This is a genomic window from Phycisphaerae bacterium (genome assembly GCA_012729815.1).
Lineage (GTDB): Bacteria > Planctomycetota > Phycisphaerae > JAAYCJ01 > JAAYCJ01 > JAAYCJ01.
The window spans coordinates 1-12,342 of sequence record JAAYCJ010000320.1 but is presented as its reverse complement, the minus strand read 5'-3'; the positions used below and the strand labels follow the sequence as shown (position 1 = coordinate 12,342).

The 12,342-nt window shown below is 65.9% G+C and carries 9 protein-coding genes and 1 pseudogene; 3 read left to right on the top strand and 7 right to left on the bottom strand.

The features are described from left to right. From GXY33_21005 to GXY33_20995, 3 genes are all read right to left on the bottom strand, one after another. Window positions 1-1,490, bottom strand: a 1,490-nt coding sequence (locus GXY33_21005) for a hypothetical protein (GenBank protein ID NLX07624.1), incomplete at its 3' end; no start/stop codon positions are given. Next, window positions 1,483-1,716 carry a prepilin-type N-terminal cleavage/methylation domain-containing protein gene (locus GXY33_21000; GenBank protein NLX07623.1) on the bottom strand — a complete coding sequence of 78 codons (234 nt, stop codon included), beginning with the start codon at window positions 1,714-1,716 and terminating at the stop codon, window positions 1,483-1,485. The genes GXY33_21000 and GXY33_21005, both read right to left, overlap by 8 nt. A 2-nt stretch (window positions 1,717-1,718) precedes the next feature. Then, entirely contained in the window at window positions 1,719-2,717 is a 999-nt protein-coding gene (locus tag GXY33_20995; GenBank protein ID NLX07622.1) for a LacI family transcriptional regulator, read from the bottom strand. A 264-nt stretch (window positions 2,718-2,981) separates the two neighbouring features. Between GXY33_20995 and GXY33_20990 the strand changes: the two genes are divergently transcribed. Further along, window positions 2,982-4,370, top strand: coding sequence for an NAD-dependent malic enzyme (locus GXY33_20990; GenBank protein ID NLX07621.1), 1,389 nt, complete (start codon window positions 2,982-2,984; stop codon window positions 4,368-4,370). Window positions 4,371-4,400: 30 nt separating this feature from the next. On the opposite strand, the gene dinB is transcribed toward GXY33_20990, so the two are convergent. The 3 genes from dinB to GXY33_20975 form a co-directional block, all read right to left on the bottom strand. Continuing rightward, window positions 4,401-5,573 carry a DNA polymerase IV gene (gene dinB, locus GXY33_20985; protein NLX07620.1) on the bottom strand — a complete coding sequence of 391 codons (1,173 nt, stop codon included), beginning with the start codon at window positions 5,571-5,573 and terminating at the stop codon, window positions 4,401-4,403. A 73-nt stretch (window positions 5,574-5,646) separates the two neighbouring features. Next, window positions 5,647-8,418 carry a response regulator gene (locus tag GXY33_20980; protein ID NLX07619.1) on the bottom strand — a complete coding sequence of 924 codons (2,772 nt, stop codon included), beginning with the start codon at window positions 8,416-8,418 and terminating at the stop codon, window positions 5,647-5,649. 13 nt (window positions 8,419-8,431) lie between these two features. Next, a complete protein-coding gene (locus GXY33_20975) occupies window positions 8,432-9,691 on the bottom strand; it encodes a hypothetical protein (protein NLX07618.1) in 1,260 nt (419 codons plus the stop codon). A gap of 299 nt (window positions 9,692-9,990) precedes the next feature. Here GXY33_20975 and GXY33_20970 point away from each other — a divergent pair, with 299 nt between their 5' ends. Further along, on the top strand, window positions 9,991-11,154 hold the full coding sequence (locus GXY33_20970) for a glycosyltransferase family 4 protein (GenBank protein ID NLX07617.1): 1,164 nt from the start codon (window positions 9,991-9,993) through the stop codon (window positions 11,152-11,154). Next, window positions 11,155-11,949: a class I SAM-dependent methyltransferase gene (locus GXY33_20965; GenBank protein ID NLX07616.1), complete on the top strand. Its 795-nt coding sequence runs from the start codon at window positions 11,155-11,157 to the stop codon at window positions 11,947-11,949. 105 nt (window positions 11,950-12,054) lie between these two features. Here GXY33_20965 and GXY33_20960 read toward each other — a convergent pair. Continuing rightward, window positions 12,055-12,342, bottom strand: a pseudogene (locus GXY33_20960) (hypothetical protein).

The following is a 12,342-nucleotide window of genomic DNA, read 5'->3' as shown; positions in this document are numbered from 1 at the left end:
CCGTAGGCGCTGTAAATGGTCTCGCCGAAGAGCACGGGCTTGCCGTAGGTTGACTGCCAATTGAGGATTTGCGTTTTGGGGTGATGCTCGGGATAGTGGTAGTTGGCGATGTCGGCGTCGGGCTGTTCCCACGCTCCGGTCTTGGCGCCCCAGGTGCCCTGGTCGCCGTCGCGGGTGACGAGGCGCGTCGGGTCGAGCTCGTTGACGAGCTGTTCGTAGAGGGCGGCCAGGCGGTCCGCGCGGATGGCGTCATCCCAGGGCTTGCCGCTGGCTTGGGTAAAGACCTCGTTGTCGGTGCTGTAGATCACGACGGATGGGTGGTTTCGCAGCCACTTGACCCAGGCGGTGTAGCGGCGGACGTTCTCCTGGTGCTCCGGGGTCTGCTTGAACCATTCGATATCGTCGGCGATCTGCTCATTGGGATCGGGCAGCCGGAGCAACGGGTACATGTTGGGCACGTAGAGCATGCCCAACTCGTCGCAGACCTCGGCGGGGATGCGGCCCTGGTGCACGTTGTCGTGGCCGCGAAGCGTGTTGGTGTTGCACGTGTCGCGGAGCAGGGCGAAGAAGCTGCGGAAGTACTGGCGCGGCGCGCCGCCGGCTGGGCCGTCGGGTACGTTACCCTGGATAAAGAGCCGTTTGCCGTTGAGCCAGTAGTCGTAGGTGGATTTCCAGAATTCGCGGTAGCCGAAGGACTGGAAGTGCTGATCGGTCGGCTGACCGTCGGTGCTGAGGGTTGAGACGAGTTGGTGGAGGACCGGTTGGCCGTAGTCGCCGCCGATGCCCCAGAGGACCGGGTCGGACCAGGGCACATCGCGGCGGAGCTCAATGGTTGCTCCGGCGGGCACTTCAATTTCCTGATCGCCCAGGTCGCGCTTGGTTCGGTTGTGCAGGACGGCTTTCTGGTTGAGGACCAGCTTGCAGGGCGTATCGGCGGTGTTGGTGATCTGCGTTCTGGTTTCGATGGTCGCCTGCCGCCAGTGAGGAATGACCCAGACGTCGGAGACGTAGACGTCGGGCACGCTCTTGAGAGTGATGCCGCCGTACGGTCCCCAGGTTTCCCTGGACTCGCCGAACTGGTAGAGCCAGGCCCGGCCGCAGTAGATCATGATGGTGTTCTCGCCCGGCTTGACGAACTTCGAGAGATCGGCCTCCAGGGGCACGACCCAGCCGTGGAAACCTTCGTAGGCCAACTGGTCGTTGACCCATATCTTGACCTTGTACTGGATCATGTCGGCGGTCAGGAGGAGACGCCGGCGTTCCCAGTCGGCTGGGAGGGTGAGGGTGGTTCGCAGGTACATGGCGTTGTTTTCGCGGCCTTCGTTGGGCATGAAGCCGCATGCCCACTCGGTGTTGATGGCGGTCTTGCTGGGCTCATAACGTCCGCCCTTGAGGGGCCAGCCGTAGTAGTTGCGGAAGTAGTACTCGACGCCGTAGGTGGGCACGGCGATCGGTTCCCAGCCGTCGGTGGGGATGTAGCTCTCATCCACGCTCGAGCGGCCGGTGCTCCGGGCGGCGGCGATCTGCCAGAGGTCGCCGTTGAGGCACAGGTTGGCCCGCAGGCGGGTCAGGGGTTCGAACGGTTGGTCGACTGAGGCGGCTGTCCCTCGCTTTCTGCAGGGCCGGCAGGAGGATCGCCACCAACACGGCGATGATGGCCACGACCACGAGCAGTTCGATCAGTGTGAAACACCTTGTGCGAGGTCTCTCGGTCATGATCAGCACTCCTTTTTCGCCGGCAATACGCTTTCCCGTATGATCAGGCGGGTCGGCAGGGCGATTGGGGTCGCCTGCGGCTCGCGTCCGTCCATCAGTTCCATCAGCAGGTCGATCGCCCGGGCCGCCAGCGGGCCGGTATCCTGACGCACCGAGGTCAGCGGCGGATGCATGTAGGCGGCCATCGGCGTATCGTCGCATCCGATCACGCCGACGTCGCGAGGCACGTCGAGCCCGGCGTCACGGAAGCCGCGGATCACGCCGGCGGCCAGGTAATCCGAGCCGACCAGCCAGACCGGCGGAAAGTCCGGCTCTGCGGCCAGTTCCCGCGCCATGGCGCGGGCGTCCGCGATCTCCTTGGTCGCCCGGCGCACCGACGCCGCCAGTCCCAACTGTTCGCATCGCTCCACAAAGGGAGCGACCTTCAGAGGGTTGGCGTCCTCAGCGATGATGCCCGCCCGCCGATGGCCCAGCTTGTGCAGGTAGTCGACCGCCTCAGTGACGCCCGGCCGAAGGTCGTGCATGACGGTTGGGAGGCCCGGCGATCTGTAGAAGGAGACGACCGGAAAGCGGTGCTGGGTGACGTACTGGTACTCAGCGGTGTCCGGGGTCAGGGCCGCCACCGCCAGCAGCACGCCGTCCACCTGCCGCCCAAGGAGCATGTCCAGCCCCTGGAGTTCCTTCTCGTGGCTCCACTGGGTGGTCGAGATCAGCAGCCGATAGCCTCGGGCTTCGGCTTCGGCCATGGTCCGGCTGGCCAGTTCGGCGAAGTACGGCAGGTGCAACCCGCCGCAGACCAGTCCGATCGAGAAGGTCTTGCCCGTCGCCAGCGCCCGGGCGGAGGAGGACGGCCGGTAGTTCAGTTCGCGGCAGGCCCGCAAGACGCGTTCCCGGGTGGTCTTGGCGATCTGCAGTTTGGCCGCCTTGCCGTTAACGACGGCTGAGGCGGTGGATTGGGCCACTCCCGCCCGCCTGGCAATATCCGCCAGCGTCACGACCATGGCGTCTCCTGTTTCTGGTCCCTAAGGGCCTCCTGAAGCGCTTCAGGTTAGCTTGATGGTATCAGGAAGGGGCAAGCCTGTCAAGGGGGAACCGGATCGGCTTGGGATCGGTCCGGGTCGGTCCGGCCTGGCGAGGCGGTCAGGTCCGGCGCTTCACGCAAGCCCGAATCGCCGTCGGTCAGGGAAAAGAGAAGGCTTGCGGGTGGCGCGATTCGTATAATTCAGAATCTTACGGTGACTGATCGAGAGGAGAAAGGAAATCGCATGGATCTGAAGGATACAACCTGGCAGGAGCGGTATCACGCGCCCCTGGTTTTCACGTTGCGGTGCAGGCTGGAGGACCGGCCGGGCATGCTTGGCGTGCTGACGACGGCGTTGGGCGAGTGCGGGGCGCACGTGGGGGATATCAGCATCGTCGGCGTCGATGCGCTGCACAAGGTGCGCGACGTGACGGTCTACTGCGCGGACCAACGGCACCTCGAGAGCATTCTGGATCGCCTCGGTCAACTGGCGGGCGTCGAGGTCGCCGCGGTGACCGACAACGTGCTGGAGATCCACCGGCGCGGGGCGATCGAGGTCAGGAGCCGCGTGCCGATCAATGCATTGAACGACCTTCGGATGGTCTATACACCGGGTGTGGCGTGGGTGTGTCAGAAGATCGAAGCCGAACCTTCGGCGGGGTGGCATCTGACCGGGCTGTGCGACCGGGTGGCGATCGTGACCAACGGGACGGCGGTGCTGGGACTGGGCGATATCGGGGTGCTCGCGTCGCTGCCGGTGATGGAGGGCAAGGCGGCCATCTTCGCCGAATTCGCCCACGTCAGCGCGTTTCCCATCCTCGTCGAATCCCACGACAGCGACGCGGTCGTCGAGACGGTCAAGCGGATCGCCGGCAGCTTCGGAGCGATCCAGTTGGAGGACATCGCCGCGCCCGCGTGTTTCGAGATCGAGCAGAGACTCCGGGACGCGCTGGACATTCCCGTCTTCCACGACGACCAGCACGGGACGGCGACGGTGCTTCTGGCGGCGTTGATCAACGCCCTCAAGATGACCGGCAGGAATCCCGAGCGGTGTTCGGCCCTGATCCTGGGCGCTGGCGCGGCGGGCTATGCCATCGCCAAGATTCTTCTGACGTACGGGATCGGCGATATTGTGGTCTACGACTCAGCCGGCGCAATCCATGCCGACCGGACTAAGGGCATGAACCCTTACAAGCATGAGCTTGCCCGGCTCACGAACAAGCGGGGCGAGAAGGGCACGCTGGCTGAGGGATTCCGCGGCAAGGACATCTTCATCGGCGTGGCCCGGCCGAACATGGTTACCGCTGAGATGGTTCGTTCGATGGCCAAGGATCCTCTGGTCTTTCCGCTGAGCAACCCGGTGGGCGAGATCGCCGTTCAGGACGCCCGCGGCGCCGGCGCGGCGGTGGCGGCCGACGGCCGGACGATCAACAACGCGCTGGCGTATCCGGGTCTCTTCCGCGGCGCGCTGGATGCGCGGGCGGGCGACATCACAGCGGAGATGCAACTGGCGGCGGCGCACGTGCTGGCCGGGCTTGCCCCGAGTGAGCAGTTGCTTCCGGACATGCTCGATCGTGCCGTTCACCGGCAGGTCGCGGCGGCGGTGGCCAAGGCGTGGCGGGTTTCGGTGTGAGGCGGGAGTCCGGAAGGGGAGACGAGTCTCCTACGGCTCCGGCGCACCACCTCGAAAGATGGCCTTCGAGCCGAATTTGTCCCGGATCTGATCCACGGCCTGATCCAACTGGCGGCGTTTGCGGCTGGTGTCCTGGTCGAACAGGGAGAGCTGTTCGCCGCCCGCGCTCAGCGACGAAGCGGCCGCGCCGATCAGCCGAACGGCTGAGCGACTCTGGCTTGCCCAGCGTTCGAAGAGCTCCGCAGCGGTGTTCCAGAGGACGTCGGTCTGGTCGGTCGGCGTGTCCAGCGTGGCGCTGCGCGTAAGGGTCGCAAAATCGGGCAGACGGATCTTCAGGTGCACCGTCCGGGCCAGCATTTTCTCTCGCCGCAGCCGTCGGGCCACCTCCTCGATTTGGCTCAGGAGCACGGCTCGGAGGTGTTGGCGGTCTTCGATGTCCTGGGCGAAGGTGGTTTCACTGCTGATGCTCTTGGCTTCGCGGTCGGGAACCACGGGTCGGTCGTCGATCCCGCGGACAAGGCGGTAGAAATCCTCGCCGGCATTGCCGAAATGCCGTTGGAGCTGCTCTTGCGAGAGCCTTCGCACGTCGCCGAAGGTTCGCAGGCCCAGCCGCTCGAACTTCGGCTGCGTCATCTTCCCGACTCCCCAGAGCCGCCCGATCGGCAGGTCGTTCAGGAACTCAGCGACGCGCTGCGGATCGACCACGACCAGGCCGTCGGGCTTTTTCAGGTCGCTGGCCAGCTTGGCCAGGAACTTGTTGGGGGCTGCGCCGACGGAGGCGGTCAGGCCGGTGACCTCTTGGATGCGGCTCTTGATCCGCCGGGCGATTTGTTCGGGCGAACCGAGGAGCTTCTGGCAGCCGGAGACGTCGAGGAAAGCCTCATCGACCGAGAGCGGTTCGATGGTGGGGGTGAATTCGGCGAAGATCGCGAAGATCCGCTTGGAGACGTCGAGGTAGCGATCCATCCGGACGGGCAGGAGCACGGCGTGCGGGCAGAGCCGAAGGGCGGTTCCGGTCGGCATGGCGCTGCGGCAGCCGAACGGGCGGGCCTCGTAGCTGGCGGCGGAGATCACGCCGCGGGCCTCGGCCCGTCCGCCGACCAGGACCGGCTTGCCCCGCAGTTCCGGGCGGTCGTGCTGTTCGACCGACGCGTAGAAGGCGTCCATGTCGACGTGCAGGATGTGGCGCGGCTTGAGGGCCATGATCCGATCTCCGCTCGCGGCGCCATTATACCGGCGGCGGGCGTTTTCGGCAAAACGGCGGTTGGAGCGGCGGCTACTGGAGGACGCCGGCGTGCGTTTCGATCGCCTCGATCAGTTGATCGACCTGGATGGGCTTGGAGACGTAGCCGTCCATGCCGCCCTCCAGGCAGCGCTCGCGGTCGCCCTTCATGGCGTGGGCGGTCATGGCGACGATGGGGGTATGGGCGCCGGTGAGCCTCTCCCTGTCGCGGATGATCGCGGTGGCCTTCAGGCCGTCCATTTCGGGCATGCTCATGTCCATCAGGATCAGGTCGAACGTCTGCTGATCGCAGAGATCGACGGCGATGCGGCCGTTGGCGGCCACGGTGACGGTATGCCCCCATTTTTCCAGCAGGCGAACCACCACCTTCTGATTGACCACGTTGTCTTCAGCCAGCAGGACATGCAGCGCGGATCGGCACGCGGGGCTGCGGGAGCGCGGCGATTCGACCGGCGGATCGTTCTTGGCTTCCTTCGACGGCGAGGTGTGCAGGGCGCTGAGGATGGCCGCCATCAATTCCTCCTGCCGGATGGGTTTGGTGAGATAGACGGCGATACCCAGCTCACGGCACCTGGCGATGCTCGTCGGCTGGCCCGCCGACGAGAGCATCATGACGGTGGCGCCGGCCAGGGCCGGGTCGCGCTGGATCCGCTCGGCGACCGCGAAACCGTCCATCCCGGGCATGCAGGCGTCCAGCAGCACCAGCGGGAAGGGCCGGCCGTTCCGCTGGGCCTCCCGCATGACCGCCAGAGCGGCCTCGCCGCTGTCGACCAGCGACGGTTTGCTTTCCCAGCGGGTGAGGGTGTCCTGCAGAATTCGGCGGTTGGTGGCGTTGTCGTCGACCACGAGCACGGGCAGATCCCGCAGGGCCTCGAGGCCCGCGGCGGGCGTCGTGTCGGGCTGGGTTGTGGACCGTCCGAACCGGACCGTGAAGTGGAAGGTGCTGCCCTGGCCGGGAGTGCTCTCGACCCACACGCGGCCGCCCATCAAGCCGACGAGCTGCGAGGAAATAGCCAGTCCCAGTCCGGTCCCGCCATATCTGCGGGTGGTCGAGTCGTCGGCCTGCCGGAACGTGTGGAAGATCGTCTGGTGCATCTCGGGTGGGATGCCGATTCCGGTATCCCGCACCGTCACGTGCAGGCCGACCTCTTGGTCGGTCTGGGAGTCGGCGGCCACGGACACCACGACCTCGCCCTGTTCGGTGAACTTGACCGCGTTGCCCACCAGGTTGGTGACCACCTGGCGCAGGCGTCCCGGATCTCCCACCAGGATCTCCGGCACGCCGTGGTCGACGTGGCAGGCCAGTTCCAGGCCTTTCTCGTGGGCCTTGACCGCCAGCACCCGCAGCGGATCGGCAAAGCAACTGCGCAAATCGAAGTCAATCGACTCCAACTCGAGTTTCTCAGCTTCGATCTTGGAGTAGTCGAGGATGTCGTTGATGATCTCGAGGAGGGACTGGGCGCTGGCCCGCACGGTCTGGGCGTATTCCCGCTGTTCGTCGTTCAACGGCGTGCCCAGAAGCAACTCGTTCATGCCGATCACGCCGTTCATGGGCGTGCGGATTTCGTGGCTCATGTTGGCCAGGAAGCGGCTCTTGGCGGTGCTGGCGGCCTCCGCCTGAACGGCCATCTCGTTGGCCCGCTCGATCGCCTGTTCGAGCTGCCGATTCGTCGCCTCTGTGGCGTCCTTGGCCTGCCGCAGGGCCTCTTCGGCCCGCTTGCGTTCCTCGATGTCGACGCCCGTGCCGATGATGAACGGGCGGTTGTCGATCTCGATCCGTACTCCGGAGAAGAAAAAGGCCCTCTTGCCGCCGTCCCTGGCCAGGAGGGACGCCTCGAGCAGGCCGTGCCCTTCCGCAAAGGCCTTCTGAATTTCCGCCGCCACCGCTTGCCGTTCCTCCTCAGCGATCACCGACAGATCATCCGGGGTATTCTGCAACTCCTGCAGACTGCATCCGACGATCCGCTGGAAGTTGTCGTTCCACCGGACCATTTTTCCTTTCTCGTCGATCAAGAAGAAGATGCCGGGCAGCGAGTCGATCAGGGAATCGCTGAGCACCTTTTCTCGTCGGAGGCCCTGCTCGGCCCGCTTGCGTTCGTGAATTTCCTGCTGGAGCGACTGGTTGAGGAGTTCGAGCTTGGCCGTGGCCTCGCGGTTGCAGTCCAGGGCCTCGCCCAGGGCCTTTTCCCGCTCCATGACCAGTTGAATGGCCCGATTTCGCGTCGATTCGTAGAGGCAGGAGAGCGAGAGCAGCACCAGCACCAGCCCGCCCAGGGAGGAAAGCTGAAGCAGGAGAATCTGTCCGGACGCCATCTGGTGATCGAACCGCACCCCCCATGTTTCGAGGCCGTAGAAGGTCGCCAGCTGGCCCAGGATGGCGGCGGTCCAGATGAGGGTGGATCTGGGCCCGGCCATGCAGACCGAGGTCATCGGCACGACGGTCAGCCACATGGCGGCCGGCGCCCGCAGTCCTCCCGTCACGCACATCAGAAAAGTCAGCACCAAGAACAGGACGAGGGCGGCGTAGTTGCCCGCGGCGGCGAAGGACTGGGTCCATTTGAACGCCAGGGGCACGCCGAATCCGAGGACGCCCGCCGCCAGGATGGCCAAGCCGCCCGAGGTGCACCCCAAAAAGTGATAGACGACCGCGAAGACCGGCGACCAGATCGCAATGGCGATCCAGAAGGTGGTGACGACTTTGGCCCGCCGGTACGCATCCGGACTGGTGACGCGGATCTTTTCGGGGATGTAGGAATCCACCACCTGGTTCAGCTTCGTCCTCAAGCGTCCGTATACCGTTTCCATCTGGCCCGCGCTCCTACCACCTGTAACCAAGTCCGAAGAAGAGGCTCTGCTGGACGTGCTCGAAGGAGCTGTACCCGTAGTCGATCCCCAGCGGGATCCGGCTGGGACCGTCGTTCCGGACGGTGATGGGGAAGCCGAGGATATAGCCTCCGCCGACCCACCACGTGCCGGTGTCGTACCGCAGCCCGACCGTCATGTTGTGTTGGGCGATCACCGAACCGATCGGCACGAGGTTCGAGGCGGGCACGGTCTCGGTGCAAAAGTTGTAGCCAAGTCCCAGCGTCCAGCGCTCGTCCAGGGCGAACTCGGCGCCGGCGATGAACACCCACTGGTCGCGATAGCCCATCGGGAAGGGGACCCGAAGGTCCACCCAGCCGTCGGTGGCGACCGTGACGGAATTCATCGAGCTGGAGGAGTAGTCGATCCAGCGGGCCTCGCCCACCAGCTTGAGCCAGTCGGTGGCGTCCCACGCCACGCCGGCGGTGACCTTCTGGGGCATTCGGAACTCGTCCAGGTTGACGTTGCCCAGATCGAGCGGCACAAGGCCGAACAGTGACGCCTTGGCGCTGCCGCCCGACATGTCGGTGAACCACGTGGGCGAGCGGTAGGCCAGGCCGAACGCCAGATCCTCCCGCGCCTGGTAGTGCAGTCCGGTCTGGAAGCCCATGCCGTAGGCGTATCCGCGGCCCAGGTGCACGCCGGCCGGTCCGAGCACGACGTTGAATTCCGCCGTGGCGACCTCCGCCCGCAGTCCGGCGCCGATCGAGAGCTTGTCCGTCAGGCGATACCCGACGTTGCCGGTGATGCTCATGTCCTTCAGGTCCGAACTGACCCTCCGGTCGAAGAACGGAAGCAGCCAGTGGCGCAGGTGATAGCTGGACGAGAGGCCGGCCTTGGAGTGCAGGCCGAGTCCGAGGGTCAGCCGGTCGTCCACCGGAACGGCCAGACCCAGATTGCCCAGGGGAACCACGTCGACCTCGGAGGCGGCGGAGTCCACCGGACTGGACCAGTGGCACTTGGGAAACGTGGCTTGGGCTGAAAAGTCCAGCCGGTACTCGTGATGGTGCGCCAGGTTCGCCGGGTTTTCGATTTGCGAGAGCGCCGAGTCGCCCACCGCGACGTCCGCGCCGCCGCGGCAGCGCGCCTGCGTACTGACGTCGATGGGCTCGATCCCATCGGTGCCGAACGCGGCGCCCGGCCAGCCAACCACCAGCATGAGAATCGCTGTGCGGGGCCAGCCGCTCCATCCTGTTCCAGCCTTTGGTTTGGCCATTACGTGAAATGCCAGCGACCGTCGCGGTCGTCCGATAACCGACGCGGCGTCACCCTGCGCACCGCGTCACCCGCGACGCTCTGCTGCCTCCTCGTTTTCACTGTGCCTCAGACCGCAGCCGTTCTCTTGGCCGCAGCGCTCCGCGGCACTCGCCCGCCCCTTCTCAAGAGATGACCGGGCCTCGCTGCGGCGGACGGTGCACGTTACGGTGGATATCGGAGAAAGCGGTTGGAGGCTTAACTTGCAGCGAACAGCTTTTGACGCTGAACGATAGGGCCGGTATGCTACCGGGTAAAGCGATGCGCATTCTCACGGCTCTCACCTACTATCGGCCGCACGTCAGCGGCGTCACCGTCTACGCCCAGCGGCTCGCCGAGGCCCTGGCGGCCGGAGGCCATGCCGTGACCGTACTGACGTCGCAGTGGGACTCGACCCTGCCGCGGGACGCGATGGAAAACGGCGTTCGCGTGCGGAGGGTGCCGGTGGTCGCGCGGGTGAGCAAAGGGGTCATCATGCCCACGATCGGGATGTGGGCCACGAGGATGGTCCTGGCTCACGACGTGGTGCACCTGCATCTGCCCCAGTTTGACGCGGCGGGGATCGCCCTGCGGGCCTGGTTATCGGGCCGGCCGAGTGTGCTGACGTTTCACTGCGACCTCCAGTTGCCGCCGGGATGGTTCAACCGTGCGGCTGGGCGGGTCGTGCGGGCGGCAAATTTCGTGGCCGGCCGGTGCGCCGACCGCATCGTCACCTATACCGACGATTACCGGCGGCATTCCGGCTTCCTGAGCCGGTGGAACTCCAAGACCGTCCTGATCGATCCTCCCGTCGCGCTGCCGACGGTGACGGACCAGGAGGCGGCGCGGTTCCGGATGGAGCACGGTCTGGATTCGTCACGCGGGCCGGTGCTGGCGATGGCGGCCCGGCTGGCCTCGGAGAAGGGGGTCGAGGTCCTGCTCGCCGCGTTGCCGCGCATTCTGGCAAAGTATCCACGGGCGATCGTGCTGTTTGCGGGACAGCACCGGAACGTTCTCGGAGAGCAGGCCTACGCCGATCGGCTGATGCCGCGCATCCGCGAGCTGGAGGCGGCTGGACACTGGCGGTTTCTCGGCGTGCTCGACCCGTGCCGGATGGCGGCGTTCTACCGCCACGTCGACGTGCTGGTCGTTCCGAGCCTGAATTCCACCGAGTCTTTTGGGCTGGTGCAGATCGAGGCGATGATGCACGGGGTGCCGGTGGCGGTTTCGGACCTGCCGGGAGTCCGGACGCCGGTGGCGAGCACCGGGATGGGGCGAGTCGTACCGACCGGCGACGGCGACGCCCTGGCGGCGGCGGTTCTGGAACTGCTGGCGCTGCCTCGCCCTCTTTGTCCCCCGAGCGGCGTTTTTGGGCGATACGACCCGCAGGCGGTGGCGGCACGGTACGAGACGCTGTTCGAGCACCTGCTGCAGGAGAGACGGTAATTGGAGACGGAGTACCCGCTGGAGATTCTCTGGCGACACCTTCAGGACGTGCCGTACTTCCGGGCGATACTACGGTCGGTTGAGGCGTGTTTTGTCCGACGACTGGCGCTGCCGGAGCCGATGCTCGACGTCGGCTCCGGCGACGGGCACTTTGCGTCGGTGGCGTTCGATCGGCCGGTGGCCGTCGGCCTCGATCCCTCACCGGTGATGGTGCGGGAGGCCCGCCGCCGCTTGGTCTACCGTTTGGCGGTGTGCGCCGATGCCGTCGCGATGCCCTTTGCGGACCGGTCCTTCGCCTCGGTGATCAGCAACTCGGTGCTCGAGCACATCGCCGACGTGGAAGGCGCGTTACGCGAGATCGCCCGGGTCATTCAGCCGAAGGGGCGTTTCGTGTTCTGCGTGCCGAACCATCGGTTCGCCCGGCTCCTGCTGGGCTCGCGCGTCCTCAGTTCGCTGCGGATGCGAACGGCATCGCAGTGGTACGGACGTTTCTTCAACCGCATTTCGCGGCACGTGCACTGTGACAGCCCGTCGGTCTGGCGGGAACGGCTGGAGCGGGTCGGTTTCGAGGTGGAACGGCAGTGGGATTATTTTTCCGCGCGGGCGCTGGCGACGATGGAGATTGGCCACGCCGTGTGCCTGCCGTGCCTGGTCACGCGGAAGCTGACCGGTCGATGGATCCTGGTGAGGAACCGCGTTAACCTGCTTCCAGCGTATTGGATGGTGCGGCGGCACTTCGGCGAGCCGTTACCGGATGAAGGGGCCTACAGCTTCTACGTGACCAGGCGCACGTAGCGGGTGTTAGTGCTGGCGCCTTCCGAGCAGGAACAAAGCGGCCAGCCAGAAGCCGCCGATCACGACCATTCCCAGCAGCGGGCAGACCAGTTCCTCGTCGTCGCCGGGACCGGGAGTCGGCGTCGGCTCGACGGTCGGGCTGGGCGTTGGAGCGACCGTTGGCGTTGGTGTCGGCTCGGCTGTCGGTGACGGCGTTGGTTCTTCGGTGGGCGTCGGTGTCGGCTCCTCGGTAGGCGAGGGGGTTGGTTCATCGGTCGGAGACGGCGTAGGTTCCTCGGTGGGGGTGGGGGTTGGCTCCTCGGTGGGCGACGGCGTAGGTTCGTCGGTGGGAGTGGGGCTCGGCGTGTCCGTCGGCGTCGGCGTGGCGGTGGGTGTAGGGGTCACGGTGGGGGT